Source organism: Nocardia barduliensis (assembly GCF_013315795.1).
Lineage (GTDB): Bacteria > Actinomycetota > Actinomycetes > Mycobacteriales > Mycobacteriaceae > Nocardia > Nocardia barduliensis.
Genome location: NZ_JABLTE010000102.1, coordinates 1 through 21,494 on the forward strand (window position 1 = coordinate 1; position 21,494 = coordinate 21,494).

General features: G+C 68.9%; 18 protein-coding genes and 1 pseudogene. 17 read left to right on the forward strand and 2 right to left on the reverse strand.

Annotated elements, in window-relative coordinates; all coding sequences use genetic code 11:
- Positions 1-115: 115 nt before the first annotated feature.
- Together HOV91_RS31035 and HOV91_RS31040 are read right to left on the reverse strand one after the other, a co-directional pair.
- Positions 116-736: pseudogene (locus HOV91_RS31035) on the reverse strand (DUF305 domain-containing protein); the annotation flags it as partial.
- A gap of 428 nt (positions 737-1,164) precedes the next feature.
- Positions 1,165-2,079 carry a thioredoxin-like domain-containing protein gene (locus HOV91_RS31040; protein ID WP_174188869.1) on the reverse strand — a complete coding sequence of 305 codons (915 nt, stop codon included), beginning with the start codon at positions 2,077-2,079 and terminating at the stop codon, positions 1,165-1,167.
- A gap of 93 nt (positions 2,080-2,172) precedes the next feature.
- Here HOV91_RS31040 and argS point away from each other — a divergent pair, with 93 nt between their 5' ends.
- The 17 genes from argS to atpA all read left to right on the forward strand — a co-directional run bounded on the left by argS (position 2,173) and on the right by atpA (position 21,363).
- Positions 2,173-3,831 (forward strand): arginine--tRNA ligase, encoded by a 1,659-nt coding sequence (gene argS, locus HOV91_RS31045; RefSeq protein ID WP_174188870.1) that lies wholly within the window; start codon positions 2,173-2,175, stop codon positions 3,829-3,831.
- 61 nt (positions 3,832-3,892) lie between these two features.
- Positions 3,893-5,314 carry a diaminopimelate decarboxylase gene (gene lysA / locus HOV91_RS31050; RefSeq protein ID WP_174188871.1) on the forward strand — a complete coding sequence of 474 codons (1,422 nt, stop codon included), beginning with the start codon at positions 3,893-3,895 and terminating at the stop codon, positions 5,312-5,314.
- The gene (locus HOV91_RS31055) at positions 5,311-6,666 is read left to right on the forward strand and encodes a homoserine dehydrogenase (protein WP_174188872.1); all 1,356 of its coding nucleotides are present in this window, start codon (positions 5,311-5,313) and stop codon (positions 6,664-6,666) included. Before lysA ends, HOV91_RS31055 begins: the two co-directional genes overlap by 4 nt.
- 83 nt (positions 6,667-6,749) lie before the next feature.
- Complete coding sequence (gene thrC, locus HOV91_RS31060) at positions 6,750-7,811, forward strand: threonine synthase (protein ID WP_174188889.1); 1,062 nt, start codon at positions 6,750-6,752, stop codon at positions 7,809-7,811.
- A 24-nt stretch (positions 7,812-7,835) separates the two neighbouring features.
- Complete coding sequence (thrB, locus tag HOV91_RS31065) at positions 7,836-8,789, forward strand: homoserine kinase (protein WP_174188873.1); 954 nt, start codon at positions 7,836-7,838, stop codon at positions 8,787-8,789.
- Positions 8,790-9,117: 328 nt separating this feature from the next.
- Complete coding sequence (gene rho / locus HOV91_RS31070; protein WP_438822707.1) at positions 9,118-11,172, forward strand: transcription termination factor Rho; 2,055 nt, start codon at positions 9,118-9,120, stop codon at positions 11,170-11,172.
- 748 nt (positions 11,173-11,920) lie between these two features.
- Positions 11,921-12,151: a 50S ribosomal protein L31 gene (gene rpmE, locus HOV91_RS31075; RefSeq protein WP_011207583.1), complete on the forward strand. Its 231-nt coding sequence runs from the start codon at positions 11,921-11,923 to the stop codon at positions 12,149-12,151.
- A gap of 81 nt (positions 12,152-12,232) precedes the next feature.
- Entirely contained in the window at positions 12,233-13,303 is a 1,071-nt protein-coding gene (prfA, locus tag HOV91_RS31080) for a peptide chain release factor 1 (RefSeq protein ID WP_174188875.1), read from the forward strand.
- Positions 13,304-13,328: 25 nt separating this feature from the next.
- Positions 13,329-14,207, forward strand: a complete 879-nt coding sequence (prmC, locus tag HOV91_RS31085) for a peptide chain release factor N(5)-glutamine methyltransferase (RefSeq protein ID WP_174188876.1) — start codon at positions 13,329-13,331, stop codon at positions 14,205-14,207.
- A 336-nt stretch (positions 14,208-14,543) separates the two neighbouring features.
- Positions 14,544-15,212 (forward strand): L-threonylcarbamoyladenylate synthase, encoded by a 669-nt coding sequence (locus tag HOV91_RS31090; protein ID WP_174188877.1) that lies wholly within the window; start codon positions 14,544-14,546, stop codon positions 15,210-15,212.
- Positions 15,209-16,366: a glycosyltransferase family 4 protein gene (locus HOV91_RS31095; RefSeq protein ID WP_174188878.1), complete on the forward strand. Its 1,158-nt coding sequence runs from the start codon at positions 15,209-15,211 to the stop codon at positions 16,364-16,366. The genes HOV91_RS31090 and HOV91_RS31095 overlap by 4 nt, the downstream gene beginning before the upstream one ends.
- Positions 16,367-16,377: 11 nt before the next feature.
- Complete coding sequence (locus HOV91_RS31100; protein WP_174188879.1) at positions 16,378-16,833, forward strand: Cg1360 family ATP-synthase-associated protein; 456 nt, start codon at positions 16,378-16,380, stop codon at positions 16,831-16,833.
- Positions 16,834-17,121: 288 nt separating this feature from the next.
- On the forward strand, positions 17,122-17,949 hold the full coding sequence (atpB, locus tag HOV91_RS31105) for a F0F1 ATP synthase subunit A (RefSeq protein ID WP_498072320.1): 828 nt from the start codon (positions 17,122-17,124) through the stop codon (positions 17,947-17,949).
- Between the two features lie 78 nt (positions 17,950-18,027).
- Positions 18,028-18,276: an ATP synthase F0 subunit C gene (locus HOV91_RS31110; protein WP_039796339.1), complete on the forward strand. Its 249-nt coding sequence runs from the start codon at positions 18,028-18,030 to the stop codon at positions 18,274-18,276.
- Between the two features lie 5 nt (positions 18,277-18,281).
- Complete coding sequence (locus HOV91_RS31115; RefSeq protein ID WP_174188881.1) at positions 18,282-18,842, forward strand: F0F1 ATP synthase subunit B; 561 nt, start codon at positions 18,282-18,284, stop codon at positions 18,840-18,842.
- 19 nt (positions 18,843-18,861) lie between these two features.
- The gene (locus HOV91_RS31120) at positions 18,862-19,671 is read left to right on the forward strand and encodes a F0F1 ATP synthase subunit delta (RefSeq protein ID WP_174188882.1); all 810 of its coding nucleotides are present in this window, start codon (positions 18,862-18,864) and stop codon (positions 19,669-19,671) included.
- A 54-nt stretch (positions 19,672-19,725) separates the two neighbouring features.
- Positions 19,726-21,363 (forward strand): F0F1 ATP synthase subunit alpha, encoded by a 1,638-nt coding sequence (atpA, locus tag HOV91_RS31125; RefSeq protein WP_174188883.1) that lies wholly within the window; start codon positions 19,726-19,728, stop codon positions 21,361-21,363.
- The last annotated feature ends 131 nt before the right edge of the window (positions 21,364-21,494 follow it).

Sequence of the window (21,494 nt, forward strand, 5' to 3'; positions counted from 1 at the left end):
ATCGCGGCATTCTCGCCCGGGCAACGAATGATCGCGAGTGGCATGCCCGGAGAGGTCGGCTCGGTGTTTGCCACAGCCATGGGCCACTCGCAGAGTCATCCGTAAGGCAGGACGTGGCGCCGCGGGCTTTGAGCATGGTGGTCATCAGGCCGGACTCACCGCGCTGGGTCGCGGCCATGGTCTCGGCGAGGGTGCGCACCGCCGTGGTGGCGGCGTGCTGGGCGGCGTAGTCGATCATCGGCAGCCCGCCCGCGTGGTGGCGCAGCATCAGCTGCAGGAACATGGTGTCCAGGGCGGGGCCGGTGGCCTGGCGCAGCGCGGCCAGCTCGGCGGGCGTGGCCATGCCGGGCATCGTGGGCACCGGGCCGGTGTGGTTCGGCTCGTTCGTCCCGGAGTGGTCGTGTCCGCCCATGGGCTCGGTCATCCACCCCATGAAACCGTCCACGCCCTGCGCGGGCTCGTTCCACAGCTGCAGCCAGCCCTGCATGCGACCGACCTGGCTCTGCTGGGTGGTGAGGATGTCGTAGGCCAGGCGGCGTACCTCGGTGTCGGTGGAACGAACCAGCACCACACCCGCCATCTCGACGGCTTGGGCGTGATGGGCCGACATGTCCTGGCTGAAACCGACGTCGACCGCGCCCGGATCCGGCTCCGTGGAACCGTCGAGCGGAATCCGCGCAAGCACGCCGATCGCGAAGCCGATCAGGATGGCGCCGATGATGCCGAGGACCAGCAGCGCCGTGCGCTGGCGGCGGAACTGTCCGCCGAGACCGGAAGACGCTTCGCCGTCCTGGGACCCGTCCGGGCTGTCGTGCTCACCGGCTCCGGCGGCTGCGCGCTTCCTGAACCCGAGAGATCTGTGCTCGTCCGCTCTGCGCGCCTCCCGGTCGTCGCCCCCGGCCGGTGCTGCGGGAGCGCTGGCCCCCGCGGCCCCTTCGGCAGTGTCAGCCGAGGCCGGCGCATTGCGTGTGTCGGCCCCGGCGGGCGCTTCAGGAACGTCGGCCCTATCGGAGTTTTTGCGGGTGTCGGCCCCGGCGGAGGTTTCAGGAACACCGGCCCGAGCGGAGGCTTTGTGAGTGTCGGCTCCAGCCGCTACGTCGGGAGCGCCACCCCCGGCGGACGCTTCTCGAGAGCCGGACCCGGCCTCTCCGCGATCGCCGGTCACTACTGCCTCGCGCCAGGAGCGGGCTGGGCAGGCTGCGCGGGCACGGGAGCGCCGGGCATACCGGGCAACCCGGGGAGGCCGGGAACACCGGGCACGCCCGGCAGGCCGCCGGGCGCACCGCCGACCTCGGCCGGATCGGGCTGCAGGCCCCTGCCGTCCATCGGCACCGCGTCGGGGCCGGGCGGCGTCGGGTCGAACGGCGGCGGGTTGTCGGTGTCGAAGACGATGGTCGAGCAGTCCGCGCCCACTTCGGGGTAGGTGTAGTTGTTCAGCCGCAGCGCGGTGATGAACTGGCCGACGCGCTTGTCCTCGGCACTGTCCAGCTTCAACTGATGACCCCAGGACTGCAGCGACACCGCGGAATCGAGGCCCGGATAGGGCGACATCATCGTGTACGGCTTGCCCTCGACCTTCGCCTTCAGCGTCTCGATGCCGTCGGCGTTCACCTTGTCCGGGTTGTAGGTGATCCACACCGCGCCGTGCTCGAGCGAGTGCACCGCGTTCTCCACCCGGATCGGCTTGCTGTAGACCACGCCGGTGCAGGTGGCCCAGGACTGGTCGTGCGGGCCGCCGAACGGCGGCGCCTGGTCGTAGGCCACCCGCTGGTTCGCGCCGATGTGCAGGCCCGCGGGGTATTCCTTCTTCACCACGCCCGCGATCCCGTCCGACGGGTCCTTCCGCTGCGCGCTCGGGGTGTACTTCTCCAGGTCGGCCTTTTCCCGGTACTTGGGGACCAGGTTGTAAGCCAGCGCGCCGATCAATGCGATGATTACTACGGCCGCGCCGATGGCCAGCCAGGGGATCTGGCGATTCTTCTTCGGAAGCTGACCTCGCTTGCCCCCCTTGCGGGGACCCGACAACTTCGCCGCGGCCTTGGCGGCCTTGGCCGATTTGGCGCTGGGACTGCTAGGCATCGCTCAGTGTGCTCTTTCGACGTTGATGGATCCGCTGGCTGCGTAGTGCCCACCCAGAGGTGTACACCCGCCAAGACCATAGGATAGAGACTCGTGACTCCAGCTGACCTTGCAGATCTCCTTCGCTCGACCGCGGCGAAGGTGCTCGTCGAACGCGGACTGGACCCCGCGGTCCTGCCCGACGAGGTCACGGTGGAGCGTCCGCGAAACCCCGAACACGGCGACTATGCCACGAATGTCGCGATGCAGGTGGCCAAGCGCGCCGGAACCAAGCCGCGTGACCTGGCCACTTGGCTGGCCGACGCGCTGTCCGACGCGGACGGCGTTGCCGCCGCCGAGGTCGCCGGGCCGGGCTTCCTGAACATCCGCCTCGCCGCCTCCGCCCAGGGCGCGATCATCGAGCGGGTGCTCGCCGCGGGCGCCGCCTACGGCACCGCCGACACCCTGAAGGGCACCCGGATCAACCTCGAGTTCGTCTCGGCCAACCCGACCGGCCCGGTGCATCTGGGCGGTACCCGGTGGGCTTCGGTCGGCGACGCGCTGGGCCGCATCCTGGCCGCGCAGGGCGCCGACGTGGTGCGCGAGTACTACTTCAACGACCACGGCGCGCAGATCGATCGGTTCGCCGCCTCGCTGGTCGCGGCCGCCACCGGCGCGCCGACTCCGGAGAACGGGTACGCGGGCGCCTACATCGCCGAGATCGCCGACAAGATCGTCGCCGCCCACCCCGACGTGCTGAGCAAGCCGGAGGCCGAGCGTTTGGAGCTGTTCCGCGCCGAGGGCGTCGAGCTGATGTTCGCGCACATCAGGGAGTCGCTGCACGAGTTCGGCACCGACTTCGACGTCTACTTCAACGAGAGTTCGCTGTTCGCCTCCGGCGCGGTCGAGCAGGCCGTGCAGCGGCTGAAGAACTCCGGCGACCTGTACGAGAAGGACGGCGCCTGGTGGATCGCCAGCTCCGAATACGGTGACGACCAGGACCGGGTGGTCATCAAGAGCGACGGCAAGGCCGCCTACATCGCAGGCGACATCGCCTACTTCCAGGACAAGCGCGCCCGCGGCTTCGACCTGTGCATCTACATGCTCGGCGCCGACCACCACGGTTACATCGGCAGGCTGAAGGCCGCCGCGGCCGCCTTCGGCGACGATCCGGCGACCGTCGAGGTGCTGATCGGCCAGATGGTCAACCTGCTGCGCGACGGCGTCGCGGTGAAGATGAGCAAGCGGGCTGGCACCGTCGTGACGCTCGACGACCTGGTCGAGGCGATCGGCGTGGACGCGGCGCGGTACTCGCTGGTGCGCTCGTCGGTGAACTCGAGCATCGACATCGACCTGAACCTGTGGGCCAGCCAGAGCAACGAGAACCCGGTCTACTACGTGCAGTACGCGCACGCGCGGACCGCCTCGATCGCGCGCAACGCCGCCGAGTTCGAATACGACGCCGTCCCGCCCGACCTCGCGCTGCTGTCGGCCGAGGAGGAGGGCGAGCTGATCCGCACCCTCGGCGAGTACCCGCGCGTGGTGGGCAGCGCAGCGAGTCTGCGCGAACCGCACCGGGTGGCCCGCTACCTGGAGGAGCTGGCCGGCGCCTACCACCGTTTCCAGACCAACAAGAACCTGCGCGTCCTGCCGCTGGGTGACGACCCCGTCTCGCCGACGAACGCCGCCCGGCTCGCCTTGGTCAACGCTACGCGCCAGGTCTTGGCCAACGGCCTGGGTCTGCTCGGCGTCAGCGCGCCGGAGCGCATGTGACCGGCCGGCCGACCAGAGCGAGGAAGGAAGCACCAGTGAGCGAGCGCAGCGAGGACAAGGCATGAGCGCACATCCCGCCGGTCCCCGGCATGCCGAGATACCGCACGCGCCGAATCTGCCGGAGCGTCCCGGCGATCCGAAGCAGATGATCGACCTGCCCGCGAACGTGTGGCCGCGCAATGCCGTGCGCGACGAAGACGGCGTCGTCCGGTTGGCGGGCGTGCCGGTGCACGAGCTGGCCGCTCGGTTCGGCACCCCGCTGTTCGTCATCGACGAGGACGACTTCCGCTCCCGCTGCCGCGACATGGTCCGTGCCTTCGGGGCGAACGCGCGAGTCCACTACGCGTCCAAAGCGTTCCTGTGCGGCGAGGTCGCCCGCTGGATCCGCGACGAGGGCCTCTCGCTGGACGTGTGCTCCGGCGGCGAACTCGCCGTCGCACTGCACGCGGGCTTCCCCGCCGAGCGCATCGCGTTGCACGGCAACAACAAATCGGTGGCCGAGCTGGACGCCGCCGTCTCCGCGGGCGTCGGCCACGTGGTGGTCGACTCGCTGATCGAGATCGAGCGCCTGGAAGCCGTCGCGGGCCGCGCGGGCGTGGTGCAGGACGTGCTGGTCCGCGTCACCGTCGGCGTGGAAGCCCACACCCACGAATACATCTCGACCGCGCACGAGGACCAGAAGTTCGGCTTCTCGATCGCGGGCGGCGACGCGATGGAGGCGCTCGCCCGGGTCTTCGACGCCGACAATCTGCGTCTGGTCGGCCTGCACAGCCACATCGGCTCGCAGATCTTCGAGATCGACGGTTTCGAGATCGCCGCGCGGCGCATGCTCGGCCTGCTGCGCGAGGCCATCGACAAGTTCGGCGTGGAGCGCACCGCGCAGATCGCAACGCTGGATCTCGGTGGCGGACTGGGCATTTCGTATCTGCCGTCGGACGACCCGCCGCCGCTGGACGAGTTCGCCGCGAACCTGCGCGAGCTGGTCGCCGCCGAAGCCGAACGCGCCGGGCTGCCCACGCCGGTGATCGCGGTGGAGCCCGGCCGCGCCATCGCGGGTCCGGGCACGGTGACGCTCTACGAGGTGGGCACCATCAAGGACGTCTCGCTGGACGGCGGTCTGCGCCGCCGCTACGTGAGCGTCGACGGCGGCATGAGCGACAACATCCGGCCCGCGCTGTACCAGGCCGACTACGACTGCCGCCTGGTCTCGCGGTCGTCGCAGGCCGGGCCGGTGGTCGCGCGCGTCGTCGGAAAGCATTGCGAGAGTGGCGATATCGTCATTCGCGACACCTGGATGCCCGCCGACGTCGGCCCCGGTGACCTGGTCGCCGTCGCGGCCACCGGCGCGTACTGCTACTCGATGTCCAGCCGGTACAACCAGTTGACCCGTCCCGCGGTCGTCGCGGTGCGGGACGGAAAGCCGCGCCTGATCCTGCGCCGGGAGACGGTGGCGGACCTGCTCAGCTTGGAGGTGGAAGCGTGACGGCGAACGCGAACAAGGGTGCGTGGGGGACCGATCGCCCGATCGGTGTCGCGGTCCTCGGCATGGGCAATGTGGGCACCGAGGTCGTGCGCATCCTGCGCGAACACGCTGAGGACCTGCGTTCCCGCGTCGGCGCCCCGGTGGTGCTGCGCGGTGTGGCCGTGCGCAACCTCGACACCGACCGCGGCATCCCCGCGGACCTGCTCACCACCGACGCCGACGCGCTCGTCGCCCGCGACGACGTCGACCTGGTGGTCGAGGTGATCGGCGGCATCGATCCGCCGCGCCGCTTGATCCTGGCTGCGCTGAACGCGGGCAAATCCGTGGTGACCGCGAACAAGGCGCTGCTGGCCGACTACACCGGCGAACTCGCCGCCGCCGCCGAACGCAGCCGCGCCGACCTGTACTTCGAGGCCGCCGTCGCGGGCGCCATCCCGGTGGTGCGCCCGCTGATCCAGTCGCTGGCAGGCGACCGGGTGAACCGGGTCGTCGGCATCGTCAACGGCACCACCAACTTCATCCTCTCCGCGATGGACGAGACCGGCGCCGACTACTCGGCCACGCTGGCCGAGGCCACCCGGCTCGGCTACGCGGAGGCCGATCCGACCGCCGACGTCGAGGGCTACGACGCCGCGGCCAAGGCCGCGATCCTCGCCTCGCTGGCGTTCCACACCCGGGTCACCGCCGCCGACGTGTACCGCGAGGGCATCTCGCGGATCTCCGCCGAGGATCTGGAGACCGCCTCGGCGCTCGACTGCACGGTCAAGCTGCTGGCTATCTGCGAGCGTGTGGACGCGGGCCCCGGCGAGCCGGGGCCGGAGGACGGCGGCAAGGAGCGCGTCTCGGTGCGCGTCTACCCGGCGCTCATTCCGCGCAAGCACCCGCTGGCCGCGGTGACCGGCGCCTTCAACGCGGTGGTCGTCGAGGCGGAGAACGCCGGGCGGCTGATGTTCTACGGGCAGGGCGCCGGTGGCGCCCCGACCGCCTCCGCGGTGCTCGGCGATCTGGTGATGGCGGCGCGGAACAAGTTCTATGGCGGTCGCGCTCCCGGCGAATCGGTTTATGCTGAGCTACCGATCGCGCCGATCGGCGATACGCCCACCCGCTATCACGTGAACCTGCAGGTCGAGGATCGTCCTGGGGTCCTGGCCGCGGTGGCGGGCGAATTCGCCAATCACGGGGTGAGCATCTCGACCGTCCGTCAAGAAGGGCACGGCTCGGGTGCCCGCCTGGTCGTGGTGACGCACCACGCAGTGGAGTCGGCGCTCGCGGAGACCGTGGCCGCCTTGGCGGATATGGCATCCGTCACATCCGTGACCAGCGTTCTGAGATTGGAAGGCACCGAAGAATGACCACAGTGTCGCGCAGCGACGCCACGAGCGGTGGCGGCCGGGAGACGGGTGGGCGTCCGACCGGCGTCGCGCCCCAGGCGGGAGTGCACGCCCGCTGGCCGGGCCTGATCGCGGCCTACCGCGACCGGCTCGCGGGCGCAGCCGACTGGGAGCCGGTCACGCTGTACGAGGGCGGTACGCCCCTGGTGCCCGCGCCGCACCTGTCCGAGGTGACCGGGTGCGAGGTCTACCTGAAGGTCGAGGGCCTGAACCCGACCGGTTCGTTCAAGGACCGCGGCATGACCATGGCGATGACCGACGCGAAGTACCGCGGGCAGACGGCGGTGCTGTGCGCGTCCACCGGCAACACCTCGGCATCGGCCGCGGCCTACGCCACGCGCGCGGGCATGAGCTGCGCGGTGCTGATTCCGCAGGGCAAGATCGCGATGGGCAAGCTGGCCCAGGCCGTCATGCTCGGCGCGAAGATCATCCAGGTGCAGGGCAACTTCGACGACTGCCTGGAGCTCGCCCGCAAAGTCACCGCCGATTTCCCCAGCATCGGGCTGGTGAACTCGGTGAACCCGGCGCGTATCGAGGGTCAGAAGACCGCGGCCTTCGAGATCTGCGACGTGCTCGGCAAGGCGCCCGACGTGCACGCCCTTCCGGTCGGCAACGCCGGCAACATCACCGCGTACTGGCGCGGCTACCGGGAGTACTACGCCGACGGTGTCACCGGCGGCCTGCCGCGCATGCTCGGTGTGCAGGCCGCCGGTGCGGCCCCGCTGGTGAACGGCGCTCCGGTGCGCGATCCGGAGACCATCGCCACCGCCATCCGGATCGGCGCTCCGGCCTCCTGGAACAGCGCGGTCGAGGCCAAGGAGCAGTCCGGTGGCGCGTTCCGCGCCGCCACCGACGAGGAGATCCTGGACGCGTACCGCCTGGTCGCGGCCACCGAAGGAGTGTTCGTCGAGCCCGCGTCGGCCGCCAGCGTGGCCGGTGTGCTCGCCGCGCGCAACGAAGGCTGGCTGGATGCCGGGCTCACCGTGGTGTGCACGGTGACCGGCAACGGTCTGAAGGATCCCGACACGGCGCTGTCGGGCATGCCGCAGGTGCAGCCGATCGCGGTCGACCCGGTCGCGGTCGCCGCCGAACTCGAGCTGGCCTGAGTGAATTCGCGCGACAGCCAGCTCATGAGCGCGACGCTGCCCGCCGGTCTCACCGTGACCGCGCGGGTGCCCGCGTCCACCGCGAACCTCGGTCCCGGGTTCGACTCGCTCGGTATGGCATTGGGGATCTACGACGAGATCCAGGTGCGCACCACCGATTCCGGGCTCACCATCCGGGTCGAGGGCGAGAGCGCCGACGACGTACCTTGGGGCCCTTCGCATCTCGTTGTCCGCGCGATCGAGCGCGGCCTGGAGTCGGCCGGGGTGTGGGCCGACGGTCTCGATGTGGTGTGCCGCAACGTGATTCCGCATTCCCGCGGGCTCGGCTCCTCGGCCTCCGCGGTGGTCGGCGGACTGGCCGCGGGGTGCGCCCTTGCCGCGAAGCTGGACCCGGCGCTGGCTACCTCGGCCGATCGAATGGTCCAGTTGGCCGCGGAATTCGAGGGTCATCCGGACAACGCGGCGGCCAGTGTGCTCGGCGGGATCGTGGTCTCGTGGACCGAGACCGAGCGCCCCGCCGACGAGGCTCCCGGCACGGAATACCACGCTCGCGTCTACCGCGCGGTGCGGCTCGATCCGCACCCCACGCTGCGTCCGGTGGTGCTGATCCCCGAGGTGCGCTCGTCCACCGCGCATACCCGCGGCCTGCTGCCCGAGGTCGTGCCGCACGGCGATGCCGCGTTCAACGTCAGCCGCGCGGCGCTGGCCGTGGTGGCGCTCACCCAGCGCCCCGACCTGCTGATGCCCGCTACCGCGGACCGCCTGCACCAAGCCCAGCGTGCCCCCGCGCTACCGCTGACCACCGCCTGGATCACCCGCCTGCGCTCGGCGGGGATCGCGGCCACCGTCTCCGGCGCGGGCCCCACCATCCTGGCCCTGGGTACCAGCGAATTTCCGGCAGAACTGCGCGAAATGGCGGCGGCCGACGGCCTGCGCGTGCTGGAGCCGGGAATCGCCGAGGGCGTCCTGGTCGACTGACGGCGAGTCTGTCTTGCCGAGATTCGCAATGGACAGCTATCCTGGGCAAGTCCGTACATCGTGCGCATCAGACGCCGGTGCTTCATCAGGGCAATCGCTCCAGCAGGCTCCAGGCTCGAGCCTCCAGGCCATGGGGGTGCTGCGTAGCTGCGCAACTGGAATGATCTCTCCCCACCTTTCACCAACGGTGGAGAAGCCGCCGGTCCGGCGGGGCAGGTGATACGGCACACAGCGCCCGGACGGACGCATCCCAGTCCGGCAGAATGCCCGGGCTGCGGGACGAACCCTCGAAACAGCACACGGCAATCGAGGGAAGGAAAGGATTTCCGTGACAGATACGGACCTGCTCGCGATACCCGGCGTGGAATCGAACCCGACGGGCGACCGCGAAAGTGAATCCGGACAGATTTCGAAGATGAGCGAAAACACCGACGTCGCACGATCGGGGCTGACTGGAATGTTGTTGCCGCAGTTGCGCGCGCTCGCGGGGGAGCTCGGTATCCGAGGCACCTCCGGAATGCGCAAGGGCGATTTGATCGCCGCCATCAAGGAAAATCAGGCCGGAAAGTCGGCGAAGGCGGAAAAGCCCGCCAAGGGCGAGGCCAAGTCCGCGGCAACCGCCAAGGCCGACGCCCCCGCGAAGAACGCCGCTCCCGCCGAGCCGGCGCCGGCCAAGGCCGAGCAGGCGACCCTCGACGTGACGCCGACGGCTTCGGCCGCGTCCACCGAGGCTCCCGCCCCGGCGAAGACGGCTTCCGCCGATGCGCCCGCCGCCGAATCGGCGTCCGCGCCGAGCGAGACCACCGAGGAGTCCGGTCGCGAGAGCGGCCAGCGTGGCCGTGGACGGCAGCGCCGTGGCCGTGACCAGGCACGATCCGCGTCCACCGAGACGGCGCCCGCCGAGCCGCGTGCCGACGAGCCGAAGCAGGACAGCGAACAGGGCGGCGAGCGCCGCCGCGAGCGTGGCCAGAGCGGGCGTGGCCAGGGCGACCGGCAGAGCGACCGTGGCCAAGCTGAGCGGCAGAGCGAACGTGGCCAGGACGAGCGGCAGAGCGACCGCGGCCAGGGCGAGCGCGGCCAGAGCCAGAACGGCAGCGCGGGCGGCCGCGGCGGTGACGACGAGGAAGGCGGTCGCGGACGGCGCGGGCGTCGCTTCCGGGAGCGTCGTCGTGGGCGCGACCGCGACGGCGGCGGCAGCGGCGGCGGCGAGGCCCGCGAGCTGGAGATCCGCGAGGACGACGTCCTGCAGCCGGTCGCGGGCATCCTCGACGTGCTGGACAACTACGCCTTCGTCCGCACCTCGGGATACCTGGCCGGGCCGAACGACGTCTACGTGTCGATGAACCTGGTCCGCAAGAACGGCCTGCGCCGCGGCGACGCGATCACCGGCGCGGTGCGCGCCCCGCGCGACGGTGAACAGGCCAACCAGCGTCAGAAGTTCGATCCGCTGGTGCGGCTGGACACGGTCAACGGCGGCGAGGTCGAGGCGGCCAAGCGCCGTCCCGAGTTCGGCAAGCTCACCCCGCTGTACCCGAACCAGCGCCTGCGGCTGGAGACCCAGCCGAACAAGCTGACCACCCGCGTGATCGACCTGATCATGCCGATCGGCAAGGGCCAGCGCGCCCTGATCGTGTCGCCGCCGAAGGCCGGTAAGACCACCATCCTGCAGGACATCGCGAACGCGATCGCGACCAACAACCCCGAGGTCTACCTCATGGTGGTGCTGGTCGACGAGCGTCCCGAAGAGGTCACCGACATGCAGCGTTCGGTGCGGGGCGAGGTCATCTCCTCGACCTTCGACCGTCCGCCGTCGGACCACACCTCGGTCGCCGAACTCGCCATCGAGCGCGCCAAGCGCCTGGTGGAAATGGGCAAGGACGTCGTGGTGCTGCTCGACTCGATCACCCGGCTCGGCCGCGCGTACAACAACTCCTCGCCCGCCTCGGGCCGAATCCTCTCCGGTGGTGTGGATTCCACCGCGCTGTACCCGCCCAAGCGGTTCCTCGGCGCGGCGCGCAACATCGAGAACGGTGGCTCGCTGACGATCATCGCCACCGCCATGGTGGAGACCGGTTCGACCGGTGACACGGTGATCTTCGAGGAGTTCAAGGGCACCGGCAACGCCGAGCTCAAGCTGGACCGCAAGATCGCGGAGCGGCGGGTGTTCCCCGCGGTGGACGTCAACCCGTCCGGTACCCGCAAGGACGAGCTACTGCTCAGCCCCGACGAGGCGGCGGTACTGCACAAGCTGCGCCGCGTACTGTCCGGCCTGGACTCGCACCAGGCGATCGATCTGCTGATCGACCGTCTGAAGAAGTCCAAGAACAACCTCGAGTTCTTGATGCAGGTGAGCAAGACCGCGCCGGGCGCGCTCGACGAATAGGCCCGTACGCCTCTCCGGGTATTCAGGCCGTACGGGTCCGGTGCCGGGAGAGTAGGGCTCAGGGTAGGCGGTGTATGCCCGGTCTCGTTTCGGGCGTATCCGACGAGTTACCCATGTGCTCGCGAAATCAGTTGTCGCCATGACAACGGCCGAAAGGGTCCCGCTGCTGCGGGACCCTTTCGGCGTCTGCGGGGCGAAGAAGGCGAGGCCGATCGTGGCCGCGCCGCTGATCAGAAGACCGAGGATCAGTGCGCAGGGCCCGTCGGCGGGGGCGGCGGAATCCGGAGTCCGGACGTACACGGCGTTCTCGGGAGCCGGATAGTGCGTGTTGCCGGGGAGTGCGGACAGACCGACTGCGACCGAGAGAGTCAGTAGAACGAAAATCGCGGACGCGATTCGGATGTTCACGGGGTCTCCTTCCTGTCTCGGCACGCCGATGTGCACCCAGGTATGCAACTCTATGAACGGATCTGTTCGCATTCGTGAGTAGCGGACTACCCGACTTCAGCGTCCCGGAGGCGGCGCCGATTCGCGTGCCCGCACTTCCATGGGCGCGAACCATGGGGGAGTACCTAGGGCGGGAACAAACCACCCGCCGGGGGCGTTTTGGGAGCGTAACGGCAGTTCTGGCATACTGAACGATCGTTGCGTCTGCTCAGTGAGCAGAGCTCCCGCCTAGTCGGTTCCGGTTCACGCTTCGCGCGAAATTCGCATGGGCGACCCGGCGACCAAACTCGAGAGGACATCCATGAAGGCAGGAATTCACCCGGCGTATGTCGACACCACGGTCGTCTGTGGTTGCGGCAACACCTTCCAGACTCGCAGCACCAAGGAGTCGGGACACATCACCGTCGAGGTCTGCTCGCAGTGCCACCCGTTCTACACCGGCAAGCAGAAGATCCTCGACACCGGTGGTCGCGTGGCCCGCTTCGAGGCCCGCTACGGCAAGCGTGCCGGCAAGAAGGCCGACGCCAAGTAGCTTCCCCGCCGACGCCCGGTCCTGCTCGCAGGCCGGGCGTCGGTGTTTTGTCTGGACCAGCTACCCGGAGAAGGAAGCACTGTGACGCAACCGTCCGCCATCGACGACATTCTGGCCGAGTACGCCGGCCTGGAGACGCAGCTGGCCGATCCGTCGCTGCACAACGATGCGGGCGCCGCGCGCCGGGTCGGCAAGCGGTTCGCCGAGCTGGCCCCGGTCATGGCGACCTACCGCAAGCTGGAGACGGCGCGCGGCGACCTGTCCGCCGCCAGGGAACTCGCCGCCGACGACGCCGCGTTCGCCGCGGAGATCCCGGATCTGGAGCAGCAGGTCGAGGAATTGGAACAGGCCCTCGCCGACCTGCTGGCCCCGCGCGACCCGCACGACGGCGACGACGTGGTGCTCGAGGTGAAGTCCGGCGAGGGCGGTGAGGAGTCGGCGCTGTTCGCCGCCGACTTGGCCCGCATGTACCTGCGGTATGCGGAGCGGCACGGCTGGAAGGTCGAGATCCTCGACGTCAACCTGTCCGACCTGGGCGGTTACAAAGAGGCGACGCTGTCGATCAAGAGCCGCGACGCCGCACGCGACGGTGTGTGGTCACGATTCAAGTTCGAGGGCGGTGTGCACCGCGTGCAACGCGTCCCGGTGACCGAGTCGCAGGGCCGCATCCACACCTCGGCGGCGGGCGTGCTGATCTATCCGGAGCCCGACGAGATCGAACAGGTGCAGATCGACGAGTCGGATCTGCGTATCGACGTCTACCGCTCCTCCGGCAAGGGCGGCCAGGGCGTCAACACCACCGACTCCGCGGTACGCATCACCCATCTGCCCTCCGGCATCGTGGTCACCTGCCAGAACGAGCGTTCGCAGCTGCAGAACAAAGCGCGCGCCATGCAGGTGCTCGCGGCGCGGTTGCAGGCGCTGGCCGAAGAACAGGCCGATCAGGAGGCGGCGGCGGGCCGGGCCAGCCAGATCCGCACCGTTGACCGCTCCGAGCGCATCCGCACCTACAACTTCCCGGAGAACCGGATCACCGACCATCGCATCGGTTTCAAGGCGCACAACCTCGACTCCGTGCTCGACGGCGACCTCGACGCGCTGCTGGATGCCCTGGGGAAGGCGGATCGCGAAGCGCGTATGGCGGCGGAGTGACCGTCTTTCGGGCAGAGTCGGTGCCATGTCTACCACCCGAGTCGCGCTGCGCCCCGTCATCAACGACGCCATCGACACGTTACGGACCGCGGGCGTGCACAGTCCGCAGGCCGATGCCGAGCACCTGGCGGCACACGTCCTCGGCGTGGAACGGACCAGGCTGGCGCTGACCCCCCTCGTGGCGCCGGACAAGCTGGCGGAGTTCCGCGCGCTGGTCGATCGCCGCGCCCGGCGGATCCCGTTGCAGCACCTGACCGGTACGGCCGTGATGGGCGCGCTCGACATCGCGGTCGGCCCCGGCGTCTTCGTGCCGCGCCCGGAGACCGAGTTGCTGTACGCGTGGGCGCTGGCGCAGCTGGAGGCGCTGCCGCATGATCACACGCCGATCGTCGTCGACCTGTGCACCGGGTCGGGAGCGCTCGCGCTGGCCGTCGCGCACGCGCGCCCCGACGCGGACGTGCGCGCGGTCGAACTCGATCCGGCGGCGCTGGTCTGGGCCCGGCGCAACGCCGACGACCGCATCGCCGCGGGCGACACCCCGATCACGCTCTACGCCGACGACGCGACCGATCCCGAACTGCTCACCGACCTGAACGGCCGGGTGGACATCGTGGTGTCCAACCCGCCCTATGTCCCGGAAGGCGCCCAGCTCGACCCCGAGGTGGCCGACCACGATCCTTCCCTCGCCCTGTTCGGCGGCCCGGACGGACTCGCGGTGATCAGGGGGATGGTCCCGAACATCGCCAGGTGGCTGCGCTCCGGCGGCGCCACCGCCATCGAGCACGACGACACCAATGGCTCCGGCGTAGTCGCCCTCTTGACCGCCACCGGCGTCTTCACCGACATCGTCGAACACCCGGACCTGGCCGGAAAACCCCGCTTCGTCGCCGCCACCCACACCTGACCCGCGCCGCACGCCGGTCCATCCGCATTCCCAGGTGGACCGGCCGGCGCTTTCGCAGCCGAGCCGTGCCTTTCGGAAAGCGAGGGAGCGGCTACATCCCAACGGACTCGAGGCCGGCATACCGCGCAGCCGCAGCCATCATCGATACTGGTCAGACCTGGGTGCGGCCCCAACCGCACCCGACCCGACAACTGATTTCGCGAGCACATGGGTAACTCACCGGGCACGCCCAGACCTCCCTCGGCCCCGAAGCGGAACCTGAACGCGAATCCCCTTTCACCCCACTAGTACGGCCTGAATACCCGGAGAGGCGGTACAGATGCCAGGATGGTTGCCGTGAGTACCGTCTACGACTGCGCGGATCCCGACTCGCGCGCCGCCGGACTGTCCGCAGCCACCAGCGCCCTGAAATCCGGACGGCTGGTCGTGCTGCCCACCGACACGCTGTACGGCCTGGCCGCCGACGCGTTCGATTCGACGGCGGTGAGTTCGCTGCTGGCGGCCAAGCGCCGCGGCCGGGACATGCCGGTGCCGGTGCTCGTCGGTTCCTGGCACACCATCGACGGCCTGGTGTTCTCGGTGCGTCCGCAGGCGCGCGAGCTGATCCGGGCGTTCTGGCCCGGCGGGCTGAGTCTCGTTGTGCAGCAGGCGCCTTCGCTGGCCTGGGATCTCGGTGACACCCGAGGGACGGTGATGCTGCGGATGCCGCTGCACCCGGTCGCGCTGGAACTGTTGCGCGAGGTGGGTCCGCTGGCGGTGTCCAGCGCCAACGTGTCCGGACAGCCACCGGCCAAGACCGCGGCCGAGGCCCGCGACCAACTCGGCGAGCTGGTCGGCGTCTACCTCGACGGCGGCCCGGCCGAGCACGCGGTCGCCTCCACGATCGTCGACCTGACCGCCGACCAGCCGCGCGTGCTGCGGGTGGGCGCGGTGCCGGTCGCCGACATCGCCGAGGTGCTCGGCATGTCGCCGGAAGCGCTCAGCGGCGCCGCGCAGCTCGGATGATGGGTTCCAGCGCCGTCGTTCCCCTGCGGGAGCTGCTGGTCGTGCTGCTCATCTCGGCGGTGGTGACGTTCCTGGCCACCGGCGGCGTGCGGGTGCTGGCGATCAGTTTCGGGGCGGTCGCCGTGCCGCGCGACCGGGACGTGCACGTCAAGCCGATTCCCCGGATGGGCGGCGTCGGCATGTACATCGGCGTGGTCGCCGCGGTCCTGTTCGCTCACCAATTGCCCGCGCTGCGTAGCGGCTTCGACTACAAACCCAACATCCCGATCGCCGTGCTGGTGGCGAGCACGGTGATCGTGCTGGTCGGCATCGTCGACGACCGGTGGGGGCTGGACGCGCTCACGAAATTCGCCGGTCAGGTGACGGCCGCCGGCGTGATGGCCGTCATGGGATTGGGCTGGTACGTGGTCTACAACCCGTTCAGCAACACCACCGTGGTACTGGACGGATTGCAAGGCGGGCTGGTCACGGTGGCGGTCACCGTCACCCTGGTCAACGCCATGAACTTCGTCGACGGGCTGGACGGCCTGGCGGCGGGGCTGGGCCTGATCGCGGCGCTGGCCGTCTTCGTGTTCTGCCTGGGGCTGATGAACGAGCAGGGCGGCTCGGTGGACACCTACCCGCCCGCGCTGCTGGCCGCCGCGCTCGCGGGCGGATGCCTCGGATTCCTGCCGCACAATTTCCAGCCCGCGCGGATATTCATGGGCGACTCCGGTTCGATGCTGATCGGATTGATGCTGGCCGCGGTGTCGACCGGCGCTTCGGGCCGCATCCCGCTGCAGGGCTACGGCCCGCGCGACATCGTCGGCCTGCTTTCCCCGCTGTTGCTGGTCGGGGCGGTGATGTTCATCCCGGTGCTCGACTTGCTGCTGGCCATCGTGCGCCGCGTGCGCGCGGGCGTGAGTTTCTCGACGCCGGACAAGATGCACTTGCATCATCGCTTGCTGCAGATCGGCCATTCGCACCGCCGCGTGGTGCTGTTGATCTATTTGTGGGTCGGTGTGCTCGCGTTCGGCGCGGTCGGCACCTCGCTGATGGACCGCACGCTGGTCGTGCTGCTGATGGCGGGCGGGCTGGTGTTCGCTCTGGTGATCACCGCTATTCCGGGTCTGCGGCGTGGGGACCCGGTGGGTGACGGATCGCCGTCCGGGTAAAGTCGGCGCCTGTGAGCTTCACACCCGAACCCGTCCCCGGCCCCGACGCGCCGCTGCGGTCCGCCCTGCGCTACGGAGTGGCCGGCTTGGGCGTGCTTGTGGTCCTGGCCGTAGCGCTGGGGGCTGCCGTCTCGGGTGTCCCCGGTGTGTGGGGTGCGCTGCTGGGCGCCGCGATCGGCGGCGGTTTCATCCTCACCACCGCGGCGGTCGTGCTGTTCGGCGCGAAGCTGCCGCCGAGCACCGCCGGTTTGATCATGCTGGTCAGCTGGGTGGGCAAGGTTCTGGTGGCGCTGATCGTGGTCGCGATCCTCCAGCGATTCGGGTTCTACGACCGGGTCGTCCTGTTCCTCACGGTGGTCGGAGCCCTGGTGATCGTGCTCGGCGCGGAGACCTACGGCGTTGTCCGCCAGAAGGTTCCGTACGTGACGACGACCGACCCGGACAGCGCCCCCGGTACTCGGGAGTAATGAAAAACCCCCACCCCCTACACGCTGTCGTAGATGACTTGGTAAAGTGTTGGTAAGCAAGCGACCAAGTCGGGGTTCGATGAGGGGTCACCACCGAGCTCCCCGGTCTGGGCCGCTATGCTTACTGCCGTGCCGGGCTCCGAGGGGTGTTCCGGTTCTGCATGTCGACGAATGTCGCCGACACACGTACAGACGCCTGGTGGACGAACCACCGCCCAGCTGCTGACGAACTTCGAGCCGACCTGAGTCGACCCAAATTGATCGTCAATGTCCGATCGAACCGCGGGAATGACCGTACCCGCGGCCCGAACACGGGAGAGAACGCTGAGCGTCACCACTCTGGCGGCCGAGTTCCACGCGCCGTCGCTTACCGACTTCTTCCCTCCAGCTGTGCTGTTCGAGGGAACGCCGTTCGAACTCGATCGATTGATGCTGATCCGCATTCTGATGTCGTTCGTTCTGGTCGGCGTGATGCTGCTGGCCTTCCGCTCGCCGAAGATCGTGCCGCGCGGCCTGCAGAATGTCGCCGAGATCGGCTTGGTCTTCGTCAAGGAGCAGATCTGCGAAGAAGTCCTGGGCAAGGACACCGGACGCAAGTACTTCCCGCTGATCGCGACGATCTTCTTCACGGTCCTCTTTCTGAACTTCTCCGGCGTCGTTCCGGGGTTGAACATCTCGTCGAACGCCCGAATCGGCATGCCGCTGGTGCTGGCCGTCGTCGCGTACCTGGCCTTCAACTACGTGGGTATCAAGAAGTACGGCTTCCTCACCTACATGCGCAGCAGCATCGTCGTTCCGAATGTTCCCCCCGCGCTGCACGTGCTGCTGATTCCGATCGAGTTCGTCTCGACTTTCATCCTGCGTCCGTTCACGCTGACCGTCCGACTCATGGCGAACATGCTGGCCGGCCACATCATGCTGGTGCTGTTCTTCAGCGCGACCTGGTTCTTCCTGTTCGACGCCGCCGCGTGGATGAAGGTGTTCTCGCCGTTCTCGCTGATCGCCGGACTCGGCTTCACGCTCTTCGAACTGTTGGTCATCTTCCTGCAGGCTTACGTGTTTGCGCTGCTGACCGCCGTATACATCGGACTCGCGCAGCACGCGGCCGATCACTGACCCGACCGACACAACTACCGGAAACCTGCTGCACCACGCCGACCGGCGGGTGAGCAACAGAAAGGGAATGGAAGACTCATGAGCCTCGCTTACCTGGCCCAGGAAGCCGCGACGAACGAGAGCACCTTCAAGGGCCTGGGCGCCGTCGGCTACGGTCTCGCCGCGATCGGCCCCGGCATCGGCGTTGGCATCGTCGTCGGTAAGGCGATCGAGGGCATCGCCCGGCAGCCCGAGCTGCAGGGCACCATCCGTACCAACATGTTCCTCGGTATCGCGTTCACCGAAGCCCTGGCCCTCATCGGTCTCGTCGCCGGCTTCATTTTCTGATTCCGATGTACGAGTCAGTTTTGCTCGCCGCGGCGGAGGGAGAGGATGTGAATCCTCTCGTCCCCGAAACGTACGACATCGTCTGGTCGATCGTCTGCGTCCTCATCATCGGAATCCTGTTCTACAAGTACGTGGTTCCGCGCCTGATGAAGACGCTCGACGAGCGTTCCGAGAAGATCGAAGGCGGCATCGCTCGCGCCGAAGCCGCGCAGGAAGAAGCTCAGCTCACCCTGCAGCAGTACCAGCAGCAACTGGCCGACGCCCGGCTCGAGGCCGCTCGCATCCGTGAGGACGCGCGCACCCAGGGCCAGGAGATCCTCGCGCAGATGCGCTCGGAGGCCCAGGCCGAGGCCGACCGCATCATCGCGGCGGGCCACACCCAGCTGGAAGCCCAGCGCCAGCAGATCCTGACCGAGCTGCGCTCGGAAGTCGGCCGCACGGCCGTCGATCTGGCCGAGAAGATCATCGGACAGTCGGTTTCGGACGAGGCCAAGCAGGCCACGTCGATCGACCGGTTCCTCGATGAGCTCGACCAGACGGACGCAGGCATCGGGGTCGGAAGGTAACGACGCGAAAGTGAGAAGCATGTACGCAGCGAGCCGCGAGGCCAGTGCCCGGTCTCGGGAGGCGCTTCGGGCCGCTCTGACCGGAAGCGACAGTGCCGCGGCCACGACGGGGTCGGAACTGTTCGCCGTTGTCGCCGTGCTGGACGACCAGCGTTCGCTGCGTGTGGCGCTCGCGGACGTGTCGGTGCCGGGTTCCGCGCGCGCGGAACTCTGCGAGCGGGTCTTCAGCGGCAAGGTCAGCGCTGCCACGCTGGCAGTGCTGACCACCGCCGTGGCCCAGAACTGGTCGCGCACCTCCGACCTGGTGCACACTCTGGTGCTGCTCGGCCAGGAGGCGTTGCTGGAGTCGGCGGCCCAGCGTGGCCGGCTCGAAGCGGTCGAGGACGAACTGTTCCGGCTGGGCCGGATCATCAGCGACAACCCGGAGCTGGAGCAGGCACTGTCGGATCGGTCGCAGCCGGACTCGGCCAAGCGCGAGCTGATCAACCAGCTGCTGACCGGCAAGACGGAGGCCATCACCCTGACCCTGGCGGAGCAGGTGGTGACCAGGCAGCGGTCGAGCATCGGCGCCGCCTTCGACGAACTGGCCGACCTCGCGGCGGCTCGCCGCGATCAGATCGTCGCGCATGTGCGCGCCGCCATCGGGCTCACCGAACAGCAGCGGGACCGGCTGGCCGCCTCGCTGCGGCGCATCTACGGCAAGGCGACCACGGTGCACATCGAGGTCGACCCGAGTTTGCTGAGCGGAGTCGTGGTGCGCGTCGGTGACGACGTGATCGACGGCAGCGCCATCGGCCGACTGGAGAAGCTGCGCCGGGCTCTCGCCTAGCGCGCTTCCACCACCCCCGACATTCCAGACCCAGACAGCGAGAGCAGGAAGAACATGGCGGAGCTGACGATCTCCTCCGATGAGATCCGTAGCGCGATCGAGAGCTACACCCAGAGCTACACCCCCGAGACCTCCATCGAAGAAGTCGGTGTGGTCACCGACACCAGTGACGGCATCGCGCACGTCAGCGGCCTGCCTTCGGCGATGGCCAACGAGCTGCTCGAGTTCCCGGGCGGCGTGCTCGGCGTCGCGCTGAACCTCGAGGACCGTGAGATCGGTGCGGTCATCCTCGGCGAGTTCGCCGAGATCGAGGAGGGCCAGGAGGTCCGCAGGACCGGTGACGTGCTCTCGGTTCCGGTCGGCGACAACTTCCTCGGCCGCGTGGTCAACCCGCTCGGCCAGCCGATCGACGGCCTCGGCGAGATCGAGTCCGAGGAACAGCGCGTGCTCGAGCTGCAGGCCGCGACCGTGCTGGAACGCCAGCCGGTCGAGGAGCCGCTGGCCACCGGCATCACCGCGATCGACGCGCTGACCGCCATCGGCCGCGGCCAGCGTCAGCTGATCATCGGCGACCGCAAGACCGGCAAGACCGCGGTCTGCATCGACGCCATCCTGAATCAGAAGGCCAACTGGGAGACCGGCGACCCGAAGAAGCAGGTGCGCTGCATCTACGTCGCTATCGGCCAGAAGGGCTCCACCATCGCGGGCGTGAAGGCCGCGCTGGAGCAGCACGGCGCGCTGGAGTACACCACCATCGTCGCCGCCCCGGCCTCCGACTCCGCCGGCTTCAAGTGGCTGGCCCCCTACACCGGTTCGGCCATCGGCCAGCACTGGATGTACCAGGGCAAGCACGTGCTCATCGTGTTCGACGACCTGACCAAGCAGGCCGAGGCCTACCGCGCCATCTCGCTGCTGCTGCGTCGCCCGCCGGGCCGCGAGGCCTACCCCGGTGACGTCTTCTACCTGCACTCCCGCCTGCTGGAGCGCTGCGCGAAGCTGTCCGACGAGCTGGGCGGCGGCTCGATGACCGGCCTGCCGATCATCGAGACCAAGGCCAACGACATCTCGGCGTTCATCCCGACCAACGTCATCTCCATCACCGACGGCCAGGTGTTCCTCGAGTCCGACCTGTTCAACAAGGGTGTCCGCCCGGCGATCAACGTCGGTACCTCGGTCTCCCGCGTCGGTGGCGCCGCCCAGACCAAGGGCATGAAGAAGGTCGCCGGTTCGCTGCGCCTGGAGCTGGCGCAGTACCGCGAGCTGGAGGCGTTCTCCGCCTTCGCCTCCGACCTCGACGCGGCCTCGCTGGCCCAGCTCGAGCGCGGCGCCCGCTGGGTCGAGCTGCTCAAGCAGGACCAGTACTCGCCGGTGCCGGTGGAGGACCAGATCATCTCGATCTACCTGGTCGACCGCGGCCACTTCGACGCGATCCCGGTCGGCGACATCCGCCGCTTCAACGCCGAACTGCTGGAGGATCTGCACCGCAGCGCCGCCGACGCGTTCAAGGCGATCGAGGGCGGCAAGGTGCTCGACGGCGACGCCGCCGAGCAGATCGAGGCGGCCACCAAGAAGTTCCTGGGCACCTTCCTCACCGCCGACGGCACTCCCGTGGTGAACGAGGCGGAGGCGGGCCAGCTCGACCACGAAGAGGTCGAGTCGCTGTCGGTGACCCGCAAGCACGTCGAGAAGTAACGCGGGCCCGCAAATGCGCTATTCGATCCGCGGCAGGAGCCAGGGGCACGAAGGAGGACGCGTGCGCGACCTCGTCGTGCCCCGCGAATGCCGCCAATCCAACGCAGGGAATGAAGGGAGTGTGAACCGCT